The sequence below is a fragment of the Shewanella alkalitolerans genome, from assembly GCF_019457575.1.
In the GTDB taxonomy this organism is placed as follows: domain Bacteria; phylum Pseudomonadota; class Gammaproteobacteria; order Enterobacterales; family Shewanellaceae; genus Shewanella; species Shewanella loihica.
In genome coordinates, this window is record NZ_CP080422.1 from 2782920 (window position 1) to 2806153 (window position 23234).

The following is a 23234-nucleotide window of genomic DNA, read 5'->3' on the forward strand; positions in this document are numbered from 1 at the left end:
GTGGTCATTTAATTTTGGTGAATGCCAGTCATTCACTCACTTTGCAAAAGGTTTTAAACATGTCTAACAAACTGGTTTTGGTACTAAACTGCGGCAGCTCATCACTGAAGTTCGCCATTATCGACGCGCTTACGGGTGACGACCAGATCTCAGGTCTAGCAGAGTGCTTTGGTCTGGAAGATTCACGCATCAAGTGGAAAGTCGATGGCAACAAATTCGAGTCTAAGCTAGGGGCCTTCACCGCCCACCGCGAGGCGGTCGAGTTTATCGTTAAAGAGATTCTGGGCCAGTATCCTGACGTCGCCGCCCAGATCCAGGCAATCGGTCACCGCGTGGTTCACGGTGGTGAGAAGTTCACCCACTCTGTGGTAATCGATGACAGCGTAATCGCGGGTATCGAAGATTGTGCCGCCCTGGCGCCACTGCACAACCCAGCGCACCTTATCGGTATTCGCGCCGCCCAGGCCTCTTTCCCTGGCCTGCCACAGGTCGCCGTGTTTGACACCGCCTTCCACCAAACCATGCCTGAGCGCGCCTTCGTGTATGCCCTGCCCTACAAACTCTATCGCGAGCACGGCATCCGTCGCTACGGCATGCATGGTACCAGCCACCTGTTCGTGAGCCGCGAAGCCGCCAAGGCGCTGGGTAAAGAGTTAGCCGACACCAACGTCATCTGTGCCCACCTGGGTAACGGCGCGTCTGTCACCGCGGTTAAAGGCGGTAAGAGTGTCGATACCTCTATGGGTCTGACACCGCTAGAAGGCCTGGTCATGGGTACCCGCTGTGGTGACATCGACCCATCTATCATCTACCACCTGGTAGATCGTCTGGGTTACACCTTAGATGAAGTCAACAACCTGATGAACAAGCAGAGCGGTCTGCTGGGCATCTCTGAGCTGACTAACGACTGTCGCGGCATCGAAGAAGGCTACGCCGAAGGCCACAAGGGGGCGACACTGGCGCTTGAGATCTTCTGCTACCGTCTGGCCAAATATATCGCCTCTTACACAGTACCACTGGGTCGTCTAGACGCCTTAGTGTTCACCGGCGGTATCGGTGAGAACTCAGACCTTATCCGTGAGAAGGTGCTTAACCTGCTCGCCATCTTCAACTTCGAAGTGGATCCAGCACGTAACCAGGCGGCACGCTTTGGTAACCAGGGTCAGATCACCACAGACAATGGCCCAGTTGCCATGGTGATCCCAACCAACGAAGAGTGGGTGATCGCCGAAGACGCAGTGTCACTACTAAAGTAATGTTATCGCAGCAGTAAATGCTATCGCGGCGCCTAGCGCCGCCACCAATTTTGACAAGACCCGGCCGTATGTCTGGCCGGGGCATAAGAGGTAACTATGTCTCGCAATATTATGCTCATCCCCAATGGTACCGGCGTCGGCCTGACTTCTATCAGTCTAGGCATGGTACGTGCGCTGGAGCGCCACGGGGTAAAGGTGAGATTCTTCAAGCCTATCGCACAGCAGCGTCCAACCGATAAGGGCCCTGAGCGCTCGACCACCATACTTAGCAAGTCGCCGACGGTTAACCCGCTCGAGCCCTTCGACATGGCTCACGCCGAACACTTGATCCGCACCGATCAGACTGATGTCCTGATGGAGCAGATCATTGCCCGCGCCACCGAGTGCGCCGATCCAAGCGAGACCCTGATCGTCGAAGGTCTAGTGCAGACCCGCAACCACCCTTTCTCAGACGACATCAACTATGAGATCGCCAAGGCACTGGATGCTGACATCATCTTCGTCGCCGCGCCGGGTAACGAAACCCCGACCGCCTTGATGAACCGTCTCGAGATCGCCCATAACGCCTGGGGTGGCAGCAAGAACAAACGCCTCATCGGCGCCATCATCAACAAGATTGGTGCCCCGGTAGACGATGAAGGCCGTGCCCGCCCGGATCTGTCAGAGGTGTTCGATCACCAGGATGTGCAGCGTCCAGACGCAGCGAGCATGTTCCAGCTTCCTGGTAAAAGTAAGCTGCGTATCCTAGGCAGCGTGCCATATAACTTGAATCTGGTCGCGCCACGCGCTTCAGATTTGGCCAAGCACTTGAGTGCCCGCATCATCAACGCCGGTGAGATGAATACCCGTCGTCTGCGCAAGGTCACCTTCTGCGCCCGCAGTATTCCTAACATGGTTACCCACATCAAGACAGACTCTCTGCTGGTGACGTCGGGCGACCGCTCGGATGTGATCGTCTCTGCCTGTCTGGCGGCGATGAACGGCGTCAAGGTGGGTGCACTGCTGCTGACAGGTAGCTACGAGCCAGAGCCTGAGATCATGGCCCTGTGTGAGCAAGCCTTCGAGACAGGCCTACCGGTATTCTTGATCGACACCAACACCTGGCAGACCTCGCTCAATATCCAGCGCTTCGACCATGAGGTGCCTGTGGATGATGCAGTGCGTATCGAAGAGGTGCAGGAATATGTTGCCAGCCATATCGATCAAAGCTGGGTAGAAAGCGTCACCATGAACTCACCGCGTGAGCACAGACTGTCGCCACCAGCGTTCCGCTACAAGCTCACCGAGCTTGCCCGCGCCGCGGCCAAGACAGTGGTTCTGCCTGAGGGTGACGAACCAAGAACCATCGAAGCGGCCGCCATCTGCGCCGAGCGTGGCATTGCCCGCTGTGTGCTGATTGGTAACCCTGAAGAGATCCAGCGTATCGCCAGCCAACAGGGGGTAACCCTGGGCGAAGGCGTTGAAATCATCGAGCCTGAAACCGCTCGTGAGCGCTATGTTGCGCCTATGGTTGAACTGCGTCGCCACAAAGGCATGACAGAAGTGGTTGCCCGTGAGCAGCTGGAAGACAACATGGTACTGGGCACCATGATGCTGGCACAGGGTGAAGTCGACGGTATCGTCTCTGGTGCGGTAAACACCACGGCCAACACCATACGTCCGCCACTACAGCTGATCAAGACGGCACCCGGTTCTAGCCTGGTTTCCTCTATCTTCTTCATGCTGATGCCAGATCAGGTACTGGTTTATGGTGACTGTGCCATCAACCCAGATCCAAACGCCGAGCAGCTGGCAGATATCGCCATTCAGTCGGCCGACAGCGCCGCGGCCTTCGGTATCGAACCAAAGGTTGCCATGATCAGCTACTCAACCGGTAGCTCTGGCACAGGTTCAGACGTCGATAAGGTGCGAGAAGCAACCCGTATCGCCAAGGAGAAACGCCCTGAGCTGGTGATCGACGGCCCGCTGCAATACGACGCCGCCGTGATGCCAAACGTGGCTCAGTCTAAGGCGCCAAACAGCCCAGTGGCCGGTCAGGCAACCGTGTTCGTCTTCCCGGATCTGAACACAGGTAACACCACCTACAAGGCGGTTCAGCGTAGTGCGGACCTGATCAGTATCGGCCCTATGCTGCAGGGTATGCGCAAGCCGGTTAACGATCTGTCTCGTGGCGCCCTGGTCGACGACATCGTCTACACCATTGCCCTAACGGCGATTCAAGCCTCACAGAACTAATCTGTACTCGCCATAAGATCGAAAAAGCCTGTCACGAGACAGGCTTTTTTTATACTCAAACGGTTTGGCAAGATTAAAAAATATTCAGAGATGCACAATGCGTCAAAAAATGACCACACAAATTTACCAATTAAGTTCAGTCACTTAAGAGTTATGCATCGACTCTTCAACATACTTGTCCACAGATTCTGTGGATAACCGTAACAATTTGTTCATTCAGATATGCCAGCCCAGCTCCTAAGAGTCAAGTACTTTCGACTGACGCGCCCCGCTTGCCAAGACTTTAGAGAATCGCGATACTAGGCCAAAGCCTTTCGATTAAACCCTATGAAAAAATTACTCTTTATCTTCATTTTATTCTTAACGGCCTGCAGCCCAGACTCGGAAACCGTGTCGGGCGTCATGACACCTGAGCAGGTCTCATTAGGATTCTTTCGCGCCATCTATGTCGACAGAGATGTCGAGAAGGCCAAGCAGTTTGTCGATGAGCCTATGCAGAAGGTGTTGTCGCACTACTATATCGCCGCCTCGGTGCAGCGCCACGTGTTAAACCTCTCCATGCGCGATGTGACCCTGGAGATCGAAGAGATAGATATCGACTTCTTCCGCAAATTTACCAAGGATGTCACGGTGATCGTCAAGATGACCGGACTCAAGGGCGGCCAACCTTGGATAGACGATCGCACCATACGCCTACACAAGGTGAATAAGCGCTGGGTGATAGTGGAAATTCTACCGGAGAAAGGCAACCTCAACTAAGCGCTAGACTCTTCAAGCCCTAATCTCAACAAGCACTGGTCTCAACAACCTCTTGTCTCAACCGGAGTGGCCGATGCCAGAGTTCTAGCTTTGGAGGCCTAGCTTTAGAGGCCTAGCTTAGAGGCTTAACTTAGAGGCCTAGCCTACAAAAATACGACCGATAGTGTTGCCCATAAAGCGGCATACGAAACAAACCTACCGACCACAAAAAAGAGCAGCCCTAGGGCTGCTCTTTTTGTCTGAAGACTCTCACCTTAACGCACCCAGCCAGACTCGGCGCCTAAGTGAAAATTCAGTTTGGATATTTCCTTAATCCAAAAACGCTTCGTCATCCATCTCAACGGGTAATGACTCAATTACTTCATCTTGTACTTGGTAATAAGCGCTCTCGTATTCACGGGCTTCCATAACGACTCCAGATTTTTGTGTAGGGTACAGGCATGCTTTTTTATTGGTGCATTTTGCCTTGGGTATAAGCTGCAACTATCTGCTAACTCATGGGCGCTAGTGTAACACTAAAAAAGTGGGACTTACAGAAAACTTTCAGTATTGTGGCCGCATTTAGCAAAAAAATGCCTAAAAGTGTCAATATTCAATGATCAGGGTGAAAGTCTTTCATTTTTTTACTGCTACGAAAACTAAAAAACATTTTCTTTACAATAAAACGATCTAATGACTCAAATGAGAACTGCTATCAATTAATTAATAGCGAATCATTTGCGCAAGCAGGAGTGAGGTGATGCAATGAACACGCTGATCGAATTTGAGGCCCAAAGGCTAGCCGACCTGTTTACGCAGGGAGACACCTTGTCTATCCACCTGTTCATGGACTCGATGTCCATGCCCTTCGACGTACAAGAGAAACTGTTTAACGAAATTTCGGCATTAAAAAACCTGGACCACCAACAGATAGCCCAGGTCATCGAATCTCACGGTCAGTCCTTGATTCAGGAACTCTACCGCTACTAACTCTAACGCTACTAACTCTACCCCTACTAACGCTGCCGCTACAAACTAGAGGCTCATGGCTTGAATAGTTCTAGCCATGAGCACAGCTCATTAACCCTTAAAGCCTATTCTGATTCTGCTTGACGCTGACGATAGCGCAGCACCTTCAACGCCTTGTCGAGGTCTTTATCCAGGAACACCTCGGGATTAGCCAACTGCTCGACAAACTCCAGCGTCGGACTCTGCTCTGCCACCTGCTGTTTGAGAAAATCGATACCCAGCTCGGGCGCGTTGAGACACAGCAGGACTTCGCCTTGCGGCGCCAATAACTGAGGCAGGCGGCGCAGCAGTCGCGCATAATCCTTCGTCGCCACGAAGCTGCCGCGCTGATTACTCGGCGGATCGGCGATGATGAGATCATAAGGCCCCATCTTGGTTAGCTTGCCCCAAGACTTGAAGATGTCGTGCCCCAGGAAGCGTGCACCATGGGGGAACTCGTTGAGCAGATGGTTCTGCTTGCCTATGGCTAACGCTCCCTTGCTCATGTCGATATTGACCACCTGATCCGCACCGCCCTGCAGCGCCATCACAGAGAAGCCGCAGGTATAGGCAAACAGGTTGAGCACATTGGCCTGGGCGGCATTAGCCTTCACCCAGGCGCGCCCGGCGCGCATATCGAGAAACAATCCGTGGTTTTGCCCGCGCAGCAGATGGATCTGAAAACGCGCCCCGTTTTCACTCACCAGATGTGGCTCGGGCACCTCACCATATAGCAGATGGGTCTGGGTCTGCCCAGCGCATCTGTGCTGGAATACCAGGTTAAAGCCCTGCTCTCCCTGCTCTTCTCTCCAACGCGCCTGAATCGCCTGAGTCAGCTCCTCAAGCGCCGCCTCATCGATCTCTTTAAAACTGGTGAGCAGGAGCACAGGGGGAAACCAGTCGAGACACAGATGCTCGGCGCCCTCATAACGACCACCACGGCCATGAAACAGCCGCTCGGCCTCATCAGAGAATTGCACCTGCTGTATTGCTTGCTTAAATGACTCCATCTAACGCTATTTACCTATTACTTTATGCTTTAACTAATGCTATATGCTTTATCGAATAATGAACTACTTTTCCGCGTCGGCTTGTTCGCCGGCATCGGTTTGCTCGCCGGACTTGGCACTTACCTGAGCATCGGCGTTAACCTGTGCCTCGGCGTTAACCTGTGCATCGGCGTTAACCAGGGTCTCATCGACGCGATCGGCCAGTAAGATGGCCAGCCAACCACCACTCTGACTCGACTCAAGCGCTATCTTGACGATCATGGTCAGCGGCACAGAGAGCAACATGCCCACAGAGCCCAGCAGCCAGCCCCAGAAGATCAAGGAGAGGAACACCACCAGGGTCGAGAGTCCCAGGCCTCGCCCCATATATTTGGGCTCGACGATATTCCCCATCACGGTATTGGTCGCCAGATAGAGCAGCGCCGTGCCCCCCGCCCCGGCAGGGCCGAGTTGAATAAAGGCCAGCAGCACAGGCGGAATCGCGGCGATGATAGAGCCTATGTTGGGAATATAGTTAAACAGAAAGGCGACAACGGCCCAGAGCAAGGCGTAATCGACGCCCATCAGCGCCAGGCCCGTGCCGACCACCACGCCGGTTCCCACACTCACCAACGTCTTGATCACCATATATTGGTTTACCGACTGCAGGAACTTGTCTATCTGCTTGATGCGCATGTCAGGATCGTCCAGCGCGAAATGCAGCTTCTTGGGTAAGTCCTGAGCCTCAAACAACATAAACACTACGGTCAGAATGATCAGAAACAGGTTAGCCATCACGCCACCGACACTGGACAACATGTTGGTGGTCATCGACAGCGCAATACCCGGGTCGAAATAGGCCAAGATCTGCTCCTTGGAGACCTCGATATTCAGCGCCTGTAACTTGGTCAATACCCAGGAAAACTGCTCCACCAGCTGATCCCTATAAAGGGGCAACTGACGGGAAAATTCGTTGATTGAGCTCCCCACCAAGGAGGCCAGCCAGAGCCCCATCAGCACGATAAATACCATCATGATGGCCACCGCCAATGCGCGGGGCAGCTTAAGGCGGGTCATGCCATTGATTGCCGGGTTGCAGATCACCGCAATAAAGGCCGACAACACAAAGGGAACCACGATAGGGCTGGCGGCTTTTATCCCTGCCAGAATCACGACGATAAACGCCATGATGGCAAAGCCTTTAAACGCGACCCCCTGATTATCAAATCGAGTCATCTAAATAAAGTCCTTCTGAATTACCCATAATATTGATAGGCTTAACTTAAATCTTACACAAGAAAAATTACGATCATGAAACCAGAAATCGCCATTATTCGAATTAAAAATCTCCGTCTTCGTACCTACATTGGCATCAAGGAAGATGAGATCAACAACAAACAGGACGTCACCATCAACGCAGAAATCCATTACTGCGCCGCTAAGGCCCGTAACAGCGATAACATGCAAGACGCCCTGAATTATCGCACGATAACGAAAAAAATCATTGCTTTAGTTGAAAACAATCGCTTCTCACTGCTCGAACACCTCACGGATCAGGTATTAAGCATTGCCAGCGATCATGAATGGGTCGATTTCGCCTCGGTCGAGATAGACAAGCCCCACGCCCTGAGATTTGCCGATTCGGTCTCGATGCAGCTCTGCTACCAAAAGGACTAAGCCTCACCCATTCCCTAGTTACCTGCTGCCTAAAAGTGATCCGAATCCCTCGCTATGGTGTATATTTTTGATATCCCCTAAAAAATTGGAGTCGGCATGCGGATTTTGATCACCGGCGGAACCGGATTCATAGGCAAGGCCTTGGTGAAGGCCTTGGAAGGCGAACATCAACTCACCTTGCTCACCCGCTCGGCCGGCAAGGCCCACCTCACCCTTGGCAACCAACACAAGTTACTGGGTAACCTCGGCGCCCTGGCCAATCTCGACGGCTTCGATGCCGTCATCAACCTGGCGGGTGAACCCATTGCCGATAAGCGCTGGAGCCTGGAGGTAAAGCAGAAGATCTGTGACAGTCGCTGGGATACCACAGCGCGTCTGGCCAAACTCTTCGAGGCCAGCAAGACGCCGCCTAAGGTCTTCATCAGTGGCTCTGCCACCGGCATCTATGGCGATCATCACAAGCAGGTGCACTTGGATGAGAGTTTCGATCTCGCCCACTTCAAAGACACAGGCAAGGAGGAGAAATTCCCCCATAGCGTCTGCGCCAAGTGGGAAGAGTTAGCCCTGCAGTGCCAAGGGCTGACCCGGGTCTGTGTGATGCGTATCGGCCTGGTATTAGGTTTAAACGGCGGCGCGCTGAAGAAGATGCTGCTGCCCTTTAAACTGGGCGCCGGCGGCGTGGTGGGCTCGGGCAAACAGGGGATGAGCTGGATCCACAGAGAAGATCTTATCGCCATCATACTGTTTCTGTTAAATAACGATCAGTGCCAGGGGATCTATAACGCCACCGCTCCTAACCCGGTCAGCAATCGCGAATTTACCAACTCTTTGGGCACAGCCCTGAGCCGCCCCACCCTGCTGCCTATGCCTGCCCCTGTCCTAAGCCTAGCCCTAGGTGAGATGTCCCAGCTCTTGCTGGAAGGCCAATATGTCTACCCCGATCGGCTAACCCAGGCGGGCTTTAGTTTTCACTACACTCATCTGGATGACGCGCTGACAAATCTATTTGGCGCCTCCACAAGCTAGAGTTTTCCCCTCGAGCCTTAAAGGCTTAAACCTTGAGCCTTGAACTTTGAACCAGCGGGGCGCTAACCACTCGCGCCGCTCTCCTCTTTTCCTTCACGCTAGCCCTGCAAGAGTTGTCGACAGGACTTCTGCAATAGCTGACGACAACGCCAGGTGCCCAGCAGGGCGACGATGGCCGCGCCGGCAAGCGGCGCCAACAGCCACCAGTCCCAATGCATATAGACCACCAGCTCAAACACCTGAGTCTTTAGCAGGTAGATGGTGAACTCGGCCACTATGGCGGCCAGCAAGCCGGCGATAAGCCCTAACAGGGCAAACTCCAGTGCGGTGGCCATACGCAGCAACCAGCCAGAGGCGCCGAAGGTGCGCAGCACCGCCAGCTCGCGCTGACGCGTCGCCATCCCCGCCTCGGTCTGCGCTATCATCACCAGACTGCTGGCCAGCAGTACCAACACCAACACCAGAGTCAGCGACAGGGAGACCTGATCGATGATCTGCCTAAGCTGCTTCACCATGGCGCCGACATCTATGATGGATACCGTGGGAAAGCGTTTGATCAACTCGATAACCATAGTTCGCTTGCTGTCGTCCAGATAGAAGCTGGCCATTGAGGTATAGGCAAAGGGCGCTAGGGCGTCGGGGTGGAAGATCATGAAGAAGTTTGGCTGCATCGTCTCCCAGTGTACGGCGCGGATGCTGGCCACCTTGACGGTCAGCGGCTGGTTATCGATAACATAGCTCAGCTCATCCCCAAGCCCGATGCCGAGACGCTCGGCGACGCCGGACTCCACCGACACCTCATCTGCCTTTTGGTTAAAGTGACCCGATACCAGCTCGTTGTTAGGCGGCAGCGAGGTACGCCAGGTCAGATTCAGCTCACGGGAAATCCCTACTCGGCCTTGGGCCCCCTCATCGGCCTGCTCGGCAGAGATCAACTTATCACCATTTATCGCCACCAGACGGCCGCGGATCACAGGATAGATATCGGTCGCCTTGACGCGATTGTCGCTAAAGTAGGCCTCCAGCGGCGCCTGCTCCTCGGGCGCTATGTTCACAAGGAAGTAGTTGGGCGACTGCTCGGGCAGCTGTTTATGCCACTCATCGAGCAAGTCTTGCCTAAGCGCTATGATGGTCAGCAGCAACACCAGGGCGCTACTAAAGCCCACCAGCTGCACTGCATTTTGCCTGGCGCGGCGTCTGAGCCCCGCCAAGGCCAGCTGCATAGGATTGGTGGTCTTCATGCCTACGCTGTGACCGGCGCGGATCAATAAGAAACCAAACAGACTCAGCAAGACGCCGAGCAGCATCACGGCAGCAACCACGGTTAGGGTGAGCACCAGACTCTGTGAATAGAGATACCCAAGCAGTGCCATCGCCGATAGGCTAAGCACCAGGTGCAGCCACATCCCCAGTTGAATTCCCTCTAGCTGGCGCTGCAACACCCTAAGGGGCGGAATGGCCAGCAACCTCATCAGCGGATAAGCCGAGAACATGAAGGCCGAAATAAGCCCAGTGGCGACCCCTAAGGCGATAGGCCTAAATAGCGGCGGCGAGTACGCCGAGATCGAGGCAGGCAGATAGGCGCTGATCAACGTATCGAGCAGGAAACCGCCGATGAGCCCCAAGACGATACCCGCAAGAGTGACCAACAGCAGATGCAGGCCAAAGAGAATACGGATCTGCCGACTCGAAGCGCCGAAGGTCTTGAGCATAGCCACCACATCGAAATGGCGCTGGCAGTAACGTTGGGCGGCGATCCCTATGGCGGCGCAGGCAAGCGCTATTCCCAGCAGGCTGGCGAGCAGCAAGAAGCGCTCGGCCCGTTTGACCGCGCCGGCGATGGGCGAGTCCCCCGACTGCACATCGACCCAACGCTGACTGTTGTTGAGCAGCGGCTTAACTTCGGCCTCGAAAGCCTTGAGCTGGTCAGCCTCTCCAGCGAACTGATGGATATAGCTCACCCGGCTGCCAGGTTGAATCACCCCAGTTTTGGGCACATCTTGCAGACGCATCAGCACCACAGGCGATGAGGCGAAGGGGTTAAAGCCCGCATCGGGCAGCCTGGCTATCTCGGCGCTCAGGCTGAAATTGGCATTGCCTAGCTCGAGCTGCTTAGGGTAACCCAAGATCCCACCCAGACGGGTCTCGTACCAGAGCTGATCCGCCTTGGGCAGCTTATCTGTCGGGCCATCGCTCAGCTCTATCACCCCTTTTAAGGGGTAGCCGTCGCCCACGGCCCTTACCGTCACCAGCTGAAAGGCATCACCTGCGTAAGCCATGGAGTTAAACTGCATGCTGGCAACGTGTTTTAGCCCCAGCGCCTCGGCCTTGGCTAAGATCTTGTCATCCAGAGGAACCGGCGAGTTAATGATGCGATCGGCGGCGATAAACTTAGAGGCCTGGCCGTTAATGGCCAGCTGCAGGCGCTCGCTCACCCGCGCGAGGCCTGATACCGACAAGACCGCCAGGGTGATCGCCAATATGATGAGTAACAGCTGTCCCTGCAGCAGCTCTCGTTTAAACAACTTCCATGCGATGCGAGACTCCATTAACTCGCCTCCGCTGCGCTCGAACGGGCCATCTCTTGCTCGCCGCTGTTGTCAGTTTCGCTCATCACCTCACTCAACTGCCCCGCCTGCATGTTCAGACGGCGCTGACAACGATTGGCCAGCTGAAGATCATGGGTCACCAGCACCAAAGTGGTGTCGCTCTCACGGTTCAGCTCAAACAGCATGTCCGCCACCCGGTCGCTGTTGGCGCCATCCAGGTTACCCGTCGGCTCATCGGCAAACAGCACCTTAGGCTCACAGATGAAGGCCCTGGCGATGGCGACACGCTGCTGCTCGCCGCCCGAGAGCTGATTAGGGAAATGGTTGAGCCTGTGACTTAGTCCCACACGCTCCAGCATCTGCTGCGCCTTCTGTTTAGCGTTACTGATCCCCGACAGCTCGGCCGGTAACATGACGTTCTCCAGCGCATTTAGGGTATCGACCAGCATGAAAGACTGAAAAATGAAGCTGACTTTCTGTTTACGCAGCGCGGCCTTGCCTTCCTCATCCAAACCATTGAGGGTCACACCATCGAGGACTATCTCCCCCTTGGTGGGCGAGTCGAGCGCGGCCAGCAGGCCGAGCAGGGTCGACTTCCCCGAACCCGAGGGGCCAAGAATCGCCACACTCTCCCCCGACTTGACATCCAGATTGATGCCATTGAGGATAGTAAGCTCTCCCTCTTGGGTAGTTACCGATTTATAGAGATCACTGACCTTGATAGCACTATTTTCTAACATAAATTCCTTCTCGCTTCGTCGCTTAAGCCGATTGGTGCAAGCCACTTGCCTGCTTGTCTTATTCTTGATCCCCCAAGCCCATGCTAACCCGATATTGATCTTAGGTGATAGCCTAAGCGCAAGCTACGGCATGGAACAAGACAAAGGCTGGGTGCATCTATTGCAGCAGCAATCCCCCGAGGTCACCATCATCAACGGCTCGGTGAGCGGCGAGACCTCGGCCGGCGGTCTGCGTCGACTGCCCGCCCTGCTTGACTCGACCAAGGCCAAGCGGGTCTTTATCGAGCTCGGCGGCAACGATGGTCTGCGCGGATTTTCGCCTAAGCAATTGAAAAATAATCTTACAAAAATGATACTGCTCGCCAAGGAGTCAGGCGCCGAGGTGCTGCTCAGCGAGGTAATGGTGCCGCCCAACTATGGCCCGCGTTACGCCAAACAATTTACCCAGGTCTATCAGGAGCTATCGAGCGAGCAAGGGGTCACCTTAGTGCCCTTCTTCATGACAGAGATAGCCATTCATCCCAAGCTGATGCAGGCCGACGGCATACACCCCAACGAAGAGGCGCAGCCACAGATTGTCAGCTTTATCCGCCCCTGGCTTATCGATACGCAGCAACCGAGTGAATAGGATCACCTCGGGCACGCATTTGGGCAGACTATCCCGGTATGCTGACCTGTTTGCCGAGTGATTTATTCTTACGCCAAGTGCTGACAGTCCCCCTAATTGTACACTTGGCCTTCCCCTTCCTGTTTTGCACCAACGTTCGCCCAGCCCCCCCAAGCCCTGCTTGCTCAAGCCCGTGCTAAATCCCCCTCAGCCTATCGGTGGCACGCCACGATTTACCGCAAGCGGCTTCCGCCTATGCCCCCCAAGCCCCAAGCAACAGCCCCAAACAATGGCCCCAAGGCTAACGGTTTAGGCCCCTATCAGGCTTAACTGCTAAAATCAACTCATCCTACCAGTTGAGTGTGGCTAAATTTACCGTTTGATAAATTACACACCTCACTGTTTTCCCTCAATTTTATCTCAAACACCTGTTTAATAAATGTACTAAGCCACTGATTGTTACGGATGTTAAAAGTTTGTTGGCCAGATTTCACATTGCTTATCTAGTACGCCAGTGCAATCTAGAGTGGGAATAATAACAATAAGTAGGAGATACTATGTTCAACAAGATGCCTTCGTGGCTGCTCCCAAGTCTAGTGGCCAGTGCAGTGGCCCTCTCCATCACCGCCTGTTCCTCAGATGATGAAGATACCCCTAACGTCGAGACACCACCTGTTACCACCACACCAACGGATCCCGGCCCAAGCTTTCCGGTCGGTGCCATCATCATCGAAGATGGTGAGGACCTGACCACCCGCATTCAGGAAGCCCTGATCAACGCCCAAAGCAATGATGTGATCGTGCTGCCTAAGGGACACTTTAAGATAGAGTCTACTCTGCTGTTTGACGGCGACGTGGACGGTGACGGTGCCTATGCCAAAAACATCACCATCATGGGCTACGGCATGGAAGAGACCGTGCTGGACTTCTCCGAGTCGATCACCGGCGATGGTATCTTCGTGCAGAACGCCGTTAACATCACTATCCAGGATCTCTCGGTCAATGAGGCCAAGAACAACGGCATCAAGCTGAAAAACACCAACGGCATCATCTTGAGACGCCTGGCCACCGTATGGGAAGGCGCGCTGGATGAAGATAACGGCGCCTACGGCCTCTATCCGGTGGAGTGTGAAAACATCCTCATCGAAGACACCTATGTACGCGGCAGCGCCGATGCCGGTATCTATGTGGGTCAGTCTGAGTATATAGTGGTTCGCCGTAACATCGCCAAGGAAAACGTCGCCGGTATCGAGATTGAAAACTCTAAATACGCCGACGTCTACGACAACGAAGCCATGGGCAACACGGGCGGCATCCTGGTATTCGATCTGCCGATCAACAACCACAGATATGGCTCCAGCGTGCGTATCTTCAACAACAAGGTGTATAACAACAACACCCCTAACTTCGCCAATGCCTCCTCTAACCCTGCCGGGGTACATATCGTGCCGCCGGGCACAGGGGTGATCATCCTCTCCACTAACGATGTGGAGATCTTCAATAACGAGATCACCGGCCACGACACATTAGGGGTGACCGTCTCCAGCTTCTTCATCGCCGAACCGGATATGACCAGCTTTGTGGGCAACTATGGCCAGCCGGGTCAGCCCATTGAAGATGGCTGGCGCCCGACACCACGCAATATCTATCTGCATGACAACGTCATCACAGACTATGGCAAGAAGCCTAATGGCTATCTGATCGAAGATATCATCAAGGCCTACCTGCTGAGCCACGGCGCCTTCCCCGGGATCCTCTACGATGGCCTGGGCGAGATGCTCTCCAACAACGGCACCGCCGCCTATCTGGGGCTTAAGGAGTTGCCTTTTGCCGATGATGGCAGCGACAACATCTGTGCCCGCGATAACGGCGATGTCTCCTTCGGTCGTCTCTATGCCAACAGCAACACAGATATCAGCATCGCCGACGTCCTCTATGAGAAGACCCAGGATAAGATCATGAACTGTGCCCAGCTCAGTTTGCCTGTGCATACTGTCACCTTTGGCGATCAGATCTTCGGCTGCGGCGTGGATGACGATGTCGAGGGCTGTGACGGCGGCAACCTGGTCGGTGGTGGTGGCACCATAGGCGAAGGAGAAGGCGGCCTGGTGGGCGATGGTGACCTTAGCCTGTGTAGCACCACCACCCCGGGCGTAAATTGGGATGCCCTGCTGGGCGCCAACTGCCCTAACCTCTCAAACTATCAGCTGTTTGCCGATACTAAAGATCCGAGCACTGGGGCGAACTCAGGCGGTATTCCTTACGATCTCAACACTCAGCTGTTTACCGACTATGCCAGCAAGTATCGCTTCGTCTTCGTGCCTGAGGGCAAGGTGGCCAACTACTCGGCCAACGAGAGCATGGACTTCCCCGTCGGTACTGTGATCACTAAGACCTTCGCCCTACCAAGCGACACCAGCAAGCGCGGCGTGGCCAACGAGACACTGGTCGAGACCCGACTGCTTATTAAACGCGCCACCGGCTGGTCGGCCCTACCCTATGTGTTTAACGCAGAGCAGACAGATGCCGTGCTGGCCAAAGCCGGCGCTATCCAGGCCAAACAGGTGATTCACAACGGCAAGACGCTGGACTTCGACTATGTGGTCCCCAGCATGAACCAGTGTAAGCAGTGTCATCAGTTTAAGAGTGATGATGCAAGTAACGCGGTATTCGTGCCCATTGGCCCTAAGGCGCGTCATCTGAACAAGGACTACGCCTATAGCGACGGCACCATGAACCAGCTGATGAAGTGGCAGGCCGCCGGTATCTTGCAGGGTGTGCCAGACACGGCAAGCATCCCGACAGTGCCCGCCTTCCACGATGGCGATGAAGCCAAGGTGGCAGCCATGACAGATGCCGAGCTGATGCAAACCGCCAAGGGCTACCTGGATATCAACTGCGCTCACTGTCACCGTCCAGAAGGCAACGCCTCTAACACAGGCCTGAAGCTTGAGTACTGGCGTACCTACGAGGAGGACAGCGGTTATTCTCATGGTACCTGTAAGTCGCCAATCGCCTATGGCGGTGGCTCGCTGAGCTACGATGTGGTGCCGGGCTCGAGCGAGACCTCTATCCTGCACTTCCGTATGGATAGCACGACACCTGGCGATCGCATGCCAGAGATAGGTCGCAGCCTGTCCCACACCGAAGGCACGGCCTTGATTGCCGAGTGGATCAAGCGATTACCGCTGGCCACCTGCTCTCAATAATCCCAACCCAAGGGCCGCCATCAGGTGGCCCTTTTTTCACGAGCCGAAACTATGTTAACCAGCCCAGTAAAAGGTTTGCTGCCACTTTCGAGCCCAGCTCTACTAGCTCTCTTGCTGTTATGCCTCACGGCCTGCGGCGGCAGCGATGACTCCTCGACCAATCAAACAGGTACAGACACCAACCAGCCTGGCACGCCTGTGACCCCGCCGACGGGCGGCACAGATCCCTCATCGGATATCTGCGATAGCCAGGAGGGGGAGATCAACTGGCAGGCGCTGATGGAGCAAGATTGTCAGCTTCTGTCCCAATACCGGCTGTTTCAGCAGCCTGATAAACCAACCACAGCTCCTAATGGCCCAGGTTTTAGCTACGAACTCTCGAGCCAGCTATTTACCGACTACGCCCATAAATACCGTTTCATCTTCCTGCCCGAGGGCAGCCAGATCGACTATCACCCGAGCGACACCTTCGACCTGCCGGTAGGCGCCGTGCTGGTCAAGACCTTTGCCCTGCCGAGCGACACCCAGCTCATGGGGGAAGCCAACGAGACTCTGGTCGAGACCCGGCTGCTTATCCACCGCGAGAGCGGCTGGACGGCGCTGCCCTATCTCTGGCAAGGCGGCGAGGCTCGCCTCGCCGTTGCCGGCGCCAATCAGGCCCACAGCCTGACTCGTCAGGGCGAGCAGCTGGAGTTCACCTACCATGTGCCCAGCCGGGCAGAATGTAAGGTGTGCCATCAACGCGCTGGTGACAATGGCGCCCAGATCTATCCCATAGGCCTCAAGCCCTACCTGCTAAACCATGAAGTATTAGTCGATAATCAGACGGTGAATCAGCTCAAGCATTGGCGCGACCAGGGGCGCTTGAACGGCCTGCCGGCGGGCGGCGCCCCAGATTCGGCGCCTGCAATCACAGATGAGAGCGGCGATCTGACCACCAGGGCCAAGGGATATTTGGATATCAACTGCGCCCACTGTCACAGGGCCGAAGGCTTTGCCAGCATCTCGGGGCTGCGCCTGGGTTTCTATGTGGATCATACCAGCTATCAATATGGGATTTGTAAGCAGCCACCGGGCTGGGACGGCGGCGAGAAGGGGCTCTCCTACGACATCATCCCCGGCGATGGTGAGCACTCCATCTTGCTCTATCGCCAGATGCTAGATGCCCCCAAAGATCGCATGCCGCCTATTGGCCGAAGCCTGAGTCATGTGGAGGCATTGACCGTGCTGCAAAGCTGGATAGATAGCCTGTCGCCCAGTTTAGGCAACTGCCAGCATGGGGGCTAGATCTTGCGAATAAACTGTCCTGGCGGCAGGCCAAGCCAGTGCTTGAAGCTCTGACGAAAATGGCTCACATCGCCGAATCCCATGATGTCGGCGATATCCACTATGCTCTTGTCGCCCTGAACGATGAGACCGATAGCCGTCTGGCAGCGCACCTGATCCACCAGCTTCTGATAGCTGGTGCCGGCACTCGCCAGATGTCGTCTCAGGGTACGATCACTCATGTTGAGTCTCAGCGCCATCGACTCCAGCTTAGGGTTATTGGGAAAATCCTGGTTTAGGATGGCCAGCACCTTCTCGATCAAGGAGGTGTCATGCAGGGCCTGCTCATCAAGTTGTAGCAGAGAGAAGTCATACACAACAGGCAGCGAAAGCATTTCATGGGAGATGGCCCACTCGAAGAACTCGCCGTCGAAACCAACATCGGCCTGGCAAAAGGCCGCCAGGAACTCACTGTCATGGGCCGGGGTGGCCAGCTGCACCCGCTCGAGTGTCACCATCTGACCCGTGAGCTGACGCGCTAGGGCTAACATGGAGCAGACGCTGTTTTGAAACTGCAGGCTGAAATATCGCGCCGAGATCTTCGCCGTATTGAGCCAGCGAAAATAGAGGCTTCGCTCGCCATGGCTCACCAGGGTATCGGAGACACTGCCCACCAGCTCGGGATGGGCGATAACAAACTCAAGGCATTCACCTAAGGTCTGACACTTGGCCAGATAGGGCCAGATAAGCGTCAGCTCTTCCACCTTGTAGGTCTCGCCGAGCCGCGCGCCTATCTGAGGGTCATCGGCTAAGTTCCCCAGAAACGCCATGGCATAGTCCACCTGCCAGACATAGACAAAGTTTAACTTGGCCAGCTCGTTAAGCCCCAGGCCTATCTCCTGACATAGCTGCTCGGCATGATGCTCGCCGTAACACTCGGCCATGAAATGAACCAGGCTTCTCAGTTCATAGGCGGGATAAGATTGATCGCCAACTTTTAATGTCGCCTGATAGCGGGTATTACTCGTCATCTCATCATTACAACATCCAAGGATAATAGTATTTTGTATAAGATTTTAGGGACGAGTAAAAGCCCAGCAGGGATAAAAAGTTACAAATATGTAAAAACCCGCCGAGAGCGGGTTTTTATCCGGTGAAAGTCACAAGCCTTAGTTAAGAGGTTGATTCTTTTCCGCCAAGCGATTGAACACGGCATTGACCGCCAGTGAGGCGCTGTGGGCAAGCTTGTCGGCTATCTTCTTCTTCAGCTGATAGCGAACCTTGATCACTGTCTTCTCTTCGGCAAGCTTCATCACCACGTCATCACTGGTAGAGAGGCCATCGACCAGACCAAGATCCAACGCCTGCTGACCATACCAGTGCTCACCGGTCGCCACCTTGGCAATGTCCAGCGTAGGACGATACTTGCTGATGAAGGCTTTAAACAGCACATGGGTCTCTTCCAGCTCTTCCTGGAACTTCTGTCTTCCTTCGTCGGTGTTTTCACCAAACAGGGTCAGGGTACGCTTGAAGTCACCGGCGGTGTGCTGCTCGTAATCGATATCATGCTTCTTCAGCAGACGATTGAAGTTAGGGATCTGCGCGACCACGCCGATAGAACCTACGATGGCAAAAGGCGCGGCATAGATGGTATTGGCCACACAGGCCATCATATAGCCGCCGCTCGCGGCCACCTTGTCGACACAGATGGTCAATGGGATCTCGGCGCTGCGCAGTCTGTCGAGCTGGCTCGCCGCCAAGCCATAGCCATGCACCATGCCGCCGCCACTCTCGACGTTGACCACCACCTCATCGCCTTGCTCGGCAATCGCCAGGATGGCGCTGATCTCTTCTCGCAGTGACGCCACCTCATGGGCATCTATACTGCCCTTGAAGTCGATAACAAATACGCGAGGCGTAGGCGCGGCTTCGCCATCGGCCTTCTCTGCCTTCTCCTTGGCCTTCGCCTCGGCCTTGAGGCCCTTCTCGTAGGCTTTAAACTGCTTCTTGCTCAGCAGTTCTTCCTTTAAGTCGTGTTTGAGTGCCTTAAGATCTTCTGACACATTGGTCAGCTTAAGCTCACCCTTATCGGCCTTCTGCTTTACCGCAGATGCCAACACCAGCACCACGACGGCGACGATAGCCACCACTATGGTGACGGCTTTTGCCAGAAAGAGTCCATACTCGTACAAAAATTCCAAAATTCAGCTCCGTGATCAGGCCTTTAAAATCTGGCCGCTATTCTATCAGCCCTGAGGGCAATAACAAATCCAGCCATAAAAAAACCCAGCCAGGCTGGGTTTTTATTTTATCCTTGTTGGATTTAGGCTTAGTTAGCTGGCACAGCGCAAGGCTGAATCACTGAATCATCCTGCACCAGTACGCTTGCCTGGCCCTTACCCGCAGTCAGGGCAAACGCGGCAACTTGCTGCTGCATCTCAACCGTAGCCGCGGCGGCGCTACCATCTGTCACGCCTGGGACCTCACTTGGGCTAATCAGCGAGCTGTGATGACCCTTGCTAAAGCGCACGGCGCCAGAGCCAACAGTTGTAGTATCAATACATTCAAGACCCAGGTTGGCAATCAGCGGCTCGGTACCCGCCACAGGGAACTTGTCTACGCGATTCGGCAGTACCTGATCCCCTAAGTTGCTGCCATCTCCCACGATTTCAATCAGATGTACAGGCAGGCCAGTCGATTTAAGCGTCGCTGCATGGTTGATAGGATCCGCACCATCTACCGCCGTCTGTACCGCAAAGGCGAAGGTTGGAATGAACTCGGCGTACACAGCCTGAACCAGGGCCGCATACTCAGGCGTACCAGGCTCATAACCGGCAACGTTAGCCTCATCCACCAATGCCTTGAAGGTATCGCTGGCAGTTACGTTTTCAAACAGCAGTGGGCCGAAGGTGGCAGAGCCGATGAAGGTGCCCGACAAGCCGCCAGTTGGCGCAACCAGAGAAACCGCATTGAGCTTATGCACATAGCTAAGGTCCGCACCGTTAGCCGGATGGCTCAGGCCAGAGTTAGCATAGGTAGCAAAGTCGGTACCGACGATGGCGCCAAGGCTCAGACCCTGTGCGCTGATCTTAGTGATATCGAACATCTGCGGCATCTGCGCGGCGGCCAGGCCACCGGCAAGCCCAGTGAGGGCGGCGCGAAGCGCTAGGTGGTCAACCGTTGCCTGTCTGAAGTTATCACGTACCGCCAGAGTGCTCGCTATGTTAACAAACACCAAGGGGTTACCATTCTTAAACGCATCTGGGTTACCTATCACAGCGCCAAATGCTGGATCTGAAGCCGATACCTCATAGATGCCGTCGCCGTTAGCGTCGAATGAGCGAGCGCCGTGCAGCGGCATATCGATGGCGATAGTGGCAACGCCCATGGCAGCATAACTACCGGCATAGGCCAGTGACATCTCTTTACCACCGCCCAGGCCATGCATGGCGATGGTGGTCGGCCAACCGCCTGTAGGCGGCGTAAAAGGTAGTCCCTGAGAGGCGTAGAACTGCGCCAAACGCTCGGCGTTTGGCATAGAGATCAACACAGGAACCTTCTCTGCACCAGTTGGTGCAGGGATAGGGTTGAACTTAGTCAGGTGCTTGGCCTTATCGGCCGGTGTGCCATCATCGAGTAGCCAGGTCTTACCCGCCAACAGGGCAGGATCGGCCAGACCCGCTGCGGGGTCGATACCGTGCGCCACGGCCTGAGCGCCGTAATTTTGCTGACTCAGGGTACCCGATTGCAGGGCTAGCAATACGGCTACAGGGCTGTCGCCCAGCGCATGCCAGTTGCCGTTGATGCCATTACACATCACAGAGTTACAGGCGCCATAAGTAGGCAGGGTCAGTTCGGCAACATAAACATCGGCTAGGCTAGAGACCACATAGGCCACGCCATCGGCAGGAGTCAGGCCAGCCGCCTGTGCAACCGTGATCCCCAGCGGATGCGGCTGAGGCACAGAGATAGACGGCGCAAAAGGTGTGCCCTCTTGCAGCATCAGTAGCTTAGTCGTCTCATAGACATCGCTGATCGCCTGGGTAGTAAACAGGCCAGCATAGCTGATAGTCGCGCTATCTACGCCATGAGCGGCGGCCATGCCCTTCTCATAACTGTTCACCAGCGTTTGCAGCATCAGCTGATCGGGTGTCTGCAGCGGCTTGGTCTCGATATCGAGTTTCAGCGTGGCATAGGTGGTCGACGGCGCAATAGGGCGGCCAGCCGAGTCTTGAATCAGGTCTGTGGTGGCATACACATAAGATTGGCCCGCCTTGAGTGGCTTGAGCGGTACGATAGCGATAGTGTTGCCCGAGGCGCTGGCGACAAAGTCGACGCCAAACTGAAGCTCGTTGCCTATCTTACAGGCTGACACAGATGGTGCAGACTGACACTCGGGATCCGATGATAGCGGACCACCTACAGTGACTTCGAACATGCGCACCGCGCCAGGCTGGGCCACAGAGGCTGCAGCCAGCGTCAGCATGGTACCGTCATGGTCGGTGGCAGGTTCAACCGTGATAGAGATGGGAGAGGTGGTAGACCAACCGTCCAGTGCGCCCAGCGCCATCTGAGGGTCGGTGTAATCGCTTGAGCCGTCGGCTTTTTCGCCCGGCATGGTCAGGGTACCGTCTGTGGTACCGCTAAAGAGTAGATCGTTGGGTAATGGTACCTTGCTGTTAGCAGGATCGAATACCATGTGTGAAAGAGGGATTAGCGGCTCAGTCTTCTCTGCGAGTTGATCGACGCTATCTTCGCTACAACCAGCCATTCCCAATGCGGATGCAATTGCGACACCCAAAAAGAGTCTTTTCATCTTTTTTCCCCAAATCTTGTTGTAATAATTTTGTTTTCCCCAAAAATTGGTCACAATAGTCTTCCTTGTGTGACCAATAGGACTTTTAGTGTCCTTATGGCTACTCAAGTTAACGCAAAATTATTGAGTTAGCTACAATTTTGTCACACACAAACAACAGAACGATGGTCATTAATCAGTCATTTGTTTTAAACATTCGTTTCAGGCTCAAATAAATCATAGAAATGGCGGGGAATTCCGCTAACAGGAAAAATTGACTCATGTTGGAATATCAGGCAGCAAAAGATTTACTTAAAAATAAAACGATACTGGTCACAGGCGCCGGAGATGGTATTGGTCGCGCCGCTGCTCTGGCCTACGCTGAACATGGTGCCACGGTGATCTTGCTGGGCAAGACAGTCAAGAAACTGGAAGCCGTCTATGACGAGATAGAACAGGCCGGCTACCCTACCCCTGCTATCGTGCCACTCGATCTCAAAGGCGCCACAGAGCAAAACTACCAGGACATGGCCGAAACCATAGAGCAGCAGTTTGGTCACCTCGACGGCCTGCTGCACAACGCCAGCCTCTTGGGTGTACTGGGCCCGTTCGAACATATCTCGATGGATTCGGTAAAAGAAGTGCTACAAGTTAACTTGGTCGCCGAGATCATGATGACCAAGGCGCTGCTTCCCGTGATGAAGAAAGCCCCTGCTGCGTCTATCCTGTTCACTTCCAGCAGTGTTGGCCGTCAGGGACGCGCCTTCTGGGGCGAGTATGCTATCTCAAAATTTGCCACCGAAGGCATGATGCAGTCTCTGGCACACGAATATGAAGACACCAACCTGAGAGTCAACAGCATCAATCCTGGCGCCACCCGCACCAAGATGCGCGCCAATGCCTACCCGGCAGAGAACCCACAGGATCTCAAGGCGCCAGAAGAGATCATGGCGACCTATCTCTACCTCATGGGTGACGATGCTAAGGGCGTCACGGGCCAGCAGTTTAACGCCCAGTAGTTTAAGGCTCAGTCATAGCTCACGCGCCCGCTTTTATGGGCGTGTTTCACTTTTTATCAGTAAGATGACCAGCTGAAGCTAGACACAAAAAAGGGAAGCATCTGCTTCCCTTTTCTAATA

Annotated in this window: 17 protein-coding genes; 10 read left to right on the forward strand and 7 right to left on the reverse strand. The window is 54.7% G+C overall.

Annotation, left to right across the window (positions count from 1 at the left end; genetic code table 11):
- Positions 1-59 precede the first annotated feature (59 nt).
- The 4 genes from ackA to K0J45_RS12335 all read left to right on the forward strand — a co-directional run bounded on the left by ackA (position 60) and on the right by K0J45_RS12335 (position 5219).
- Positions 60-1256 (forward strand): acetate kinase, encoded by a 1197-nt coding sequence (gene ackA / locus K0J45_RS12320; RefSeq protein WP_011866190.1) that lies wholly within the window; start codon positions 60-62, stop codon positions 1254-1256.
- A gap of 96 nt (positions 1257-1352) precedes the next feature.
- Entirely contained in the window at positions 1353-3491 is a 2139-nt protein-coding gene (pta, locus tag K0J45_RS12325; protein WP_011866191.1) for a phosphate acetyltransferase, read from the forward strand.
- A 327-nt stretch (positions 3492-3818) separates the two neighbouring features.
- The gene (locus K0J45_RS12330; RefSeq protein ID WP_011866192.1) at positions 3819-4250 is read left to right on the forward strand and encodes a hypothetical protein; all 432 of its coding nucleotides are present in this window, start codon (positions 3819-3821) and stop codon (positions 4248-4250) included.
- 744 nt (positions 4251-4994) lie between these two features.
- Positions 4995-5219 carry a hypothetical protein gene (locus K0J45_RS12335; RefSeq protein WP_011866193.1) on the forward strand — a complete coding sequence of 75 codons (225 nt, stop codon included), beginning with the start codon at positions 4995-4997 and terminating at the stop codon, positions 5217-5219.
- Positions 5220-5323: 104 nt separating this feature from the next.
- Here the strand turns inward: K0J45_RS12335 and K0J45_RS12340 are convergent, their stop codons facing one another.
- Both K0J45_RS12340 and K0J45_RS12345 read right to left on the reverse strand, forming a co-directional pair.
- Positions 5324-6247 (reverse strand): class I SAM-dependent methyltransferase, encoded by a 924-nt coding sequence (locus K0J45_RS12340; protein WP_220042778.1) that lies wholly within the window; start codon positions 6245-6247, stop codon positions 5324-5326.
- 63 nt (positions 6248-6310) lie between these two features.
- A complete protein-coding gene (locus tag K0J45_RS12345) occupies positions 6311-7462 on the reverse strand; it encodes an AI-2E family transporter (protein ID WP_220042779.1) in 1152 nt (383 codons plus the stop codon).
- Positions 7463-7537: 75 nt separating this feature from the next.
- Here K0J45_RS12345 and folX point away from each other — a divergent pair, with 75 nt between their 5' ends.
- Both folX and K0J45_RS12355 read left to right on the forward strand, forming a co-directional pair.
- Positions 7538-7903: a dihydroneopterin triphosphate 2'-epimerase gene (gene folX / locus K0J45_RS12350; RefSeq protein ID WP_220042780.1), complete on the forward strand. Its 366-nt coding sequence runs from the start codon at positions 7538-7540 to the stop codon at positions 7901-7903.
- A gap of 96 nt (positions 7904-7999) precedes the next feature.
- Positions 8000-8929 (forward strand): TIGR01777 family oxidoreductase, encoded by a 930-nt coding sequence (locus tag K0J45_RS12355; protein WP_220042781.1) that lies wholly within the window; start codon positions 8000-8002, stop codon positions 8927-8929.
- A 98-nt stretch (positions 8930-9027) separates the two neighbouring features.
- Here the strand turns inward: K0J45_RS12355 and K0J45_RS12360 are convergent, their stop codons facing one another.
- Together K0J45_RS12360 and K0J45_RS12365 are read right to left on the reverse strand one after the other, a co-directional pair.
- A complete protein-coding gene (locus tag K0J45_RS12360; RefSeq protein WP_220042782.1) occupies positions 9028-11478 on the reverse strand; it encodes an ABC transporter permease in 2451 nt (816 codons plus the stop codon).
- Complete coding sequence (locus tag K0J45_RS12365; RefSeq protein WP_011866199.1) at positions 11478-12218, reverse strand: ABC transporter ATP-binding protein; 741 nt, start codon at positions 12216-12218, stop codon at positions 11478-11480. Before K0J45_RS12365 ends, K0J45_RS12360 begins: the two co-directional genes overlap by 1 nt.
- Before the next feature lie 64 nt (positions 12219-12282).
- Between K0J45_RS12365 and K0J45_RS12370 the strand changes: the two genes are divergently transcribed.
- The 3 genes from K0J45_RS12370 to K0J45_RS12380 all read left to right on the forward strand — a co-directional run bounded on the left by K0J45_RS12370 (position 12283) and on the right by K0J45_RS12380 (position 17321).
- Positions 12283-12846 (forward strand): arylesterase, encoded by a 564-nt coding sequence (locus K0J45_RS12370; protein WP_220042783.1) that lies wholly within the window; start codon positions 12283-12285, stop codon positions 12844-12846.
- A gap of 536 nt (positions 12847-13382) precedes the next feature.
- Positions 13383-16034, forward strand: coding sequence for a parallel beta-helix domain-containing protein (locus K0J45_RS12375; protein WP_220042784.1), 2652 nt, complete (start codon positions 13383-13385; stop codon positions 16032-16034).
- Positions 16035-16085: 51 nt separating this feature from the next.
- Entirely contained in the window at positions 16086-17321 is a 1236-nt protein-coding gene (locus tag K0J45_RS12380) for an SO2930 family diheme c-type cytochrome (RefSeq protein ID WP_220042785.1), read from the forward strand.
- Here K0J45_RS12380 and K0J45_RS12385 read toward each other — a convergent pair.
- The 3 genes from K0J45_RS12385 to K0J45_RS12395 form a co-directional block, all read right to left on the reverse strand.
- Positions 17318-18331, reverse strand: a complete 1014-nt coding sequence (locus K0J45_RS12385) for a helix-turn-helix transcriptional regulator (protein WP_220042786.1) — start codon at positions 18329-18331, stop codon at positions 17318-17320. The genes K0J45_RS12380 and K0J45_RS12385 overlap by 4 nt on opposite strands.
- A 138-nt stretch (positions 18332-18469) precedes the next feature.
- Complete coding sequence (sohB, locus tag K0J45_RS12390) at positions 18470-19501, reverse strand: protease SohB (protein WP_220042787.1); 1032 nt, start codon at positions 19499-19501, stop codon at positions 18470-18472.
- A gap of 128 nt (positions 19502-19629) precedes the next feature.
- Complete coding sequence (locus K0J45_RS12395; protein ID WP_220042788.1) at positions 19630-22116, reverse strand: VolA/Pla-1 family phospholipase; 2487 nt, start codon at positions 22114-22116, stop codon at positions 19630-19632.
- A 260-nt stretch (positions 22117-22376) separates the two neighbouring features.
- On the opposite strand from K0J45_RS12395, the gene K0J45_RS12400 reads away from it, so the two are divergent.
- The gene (locus tag K0J45_RS12400; protein ID WP_220042789.1) at positions 22377-23114 is read left to right on the forward strand and encodes a YciK family oxidoreductase; all 738 of its coding nucleotides are present in this window, start codon (positions 22377-22379) and stop codon (positions 23112-23114) included.
- Positions 23115-23234 lie beyond the last annotated feature (120 nt).

Bases quoted from the DNA above. Each gene is read 5' to 3' on its own strand.
- ackA (WP_011866190.1), top strand. From the start codon at position 60: ATGTCTAACAAACTGGTTTTGGTACTAAACTGCGGCAGCTCATCACTG.
- pta (WP_011866191.1), top strand. From the start codon at position 1,353: ATGTCTCGCAATATTATGCTCATCCCCAATGGTACCGGCGTCGGCCTG.
- K0J45_RS12330 (WP_011866192.1), top strand. From the start codon at position 3,819: ATGAAAAAATTACTCTTTATCTTCATTTTATTCTTAACGGCCTGCAGC.
- K0J45_RS12335 (WP_011866193.1), top strand. From the start codon at position 4,995: ATGAACACGCTGATCGAATTTGAGGCCCAAAGGCTAGCCGACCTGTTT.
- K0J45_RS12340 (WP_220042778.1), bottom strand. From the start codon at position 6,247: ATGGAGTCATTTAAGCAAGCAATACAGCAGGTGCAATTCTCTGATGAG.
- K0J45_RS12345 (WP_220042779.1), bottom strand. From the start codon at position 7,462: ATGACTCGATTTGATAATCAGGGGGTCGCGTTTAAAGGCTTTGCCATC.
- folX (WP_220042780.1), top strand. From the start codon at position 7,538: ATGAAACCAGAAATCGCCATTATTCGAATTAAAAATCTCCGTCTTCGT.
- K0J45_RS12355 (WP_220042781.1), top strand. From the start codon at position 8,000: ATGCGGATTTTGATCACCGGCGGAACCGGATTCATAGGCAAGGCCTTG.
- K0J45_RS12360 (WP_220042782.1), bottom strand. From the start codon at position 11,478: ATGGAGTCTCGCATCGCATGGAAGTTGTTTAAACGAGAGCTGCTGCAG.
- K0J45_RS12365 (WP_011866199.1), bottom strand. From the start codon at position 12,218: ATGTTAGAAAATAGTGCTATCAAGGTCAGTGATCTCTATAAATCGGTA.
- K0J45_RS12375 (WP_220042784.1), top strand. From the start codon at position 13,383: ATGTTCAACAAGATGCCTTCGTGGCTGCTCCCAAGTCTAGTGGCCAGT.
- K0J45_RS12380 (WP_220042785.1), top strand. From the start codon at position 16,086: ATGTTAACCAGCCCAGTAAAAGGTTTGCTGCCACTTTCGAGCCCAGCT.
- K0J45_RS12385 (WP_220042786.1), bottom strand. From the start codon at position 18,331: ATGACGAGTAATACCCGCTATCAGGCGACATTAAAAGTTGGCGATCAA.
- K0J45_RS12395 (WP_220042788.1), bottom strand. From the start codon at position 22,116: ATGAAAAGACTCTTTTTGGGTGTCGCAATTGCATCCGCATTGGGAATG.
- K0J45_RS12400 (WP_220042789.1), top strand. From the start codon at position 22,377: ATGTTGGAATATCAGGCAGCAAAAGATTTACTTAAAAATAAAACGATA.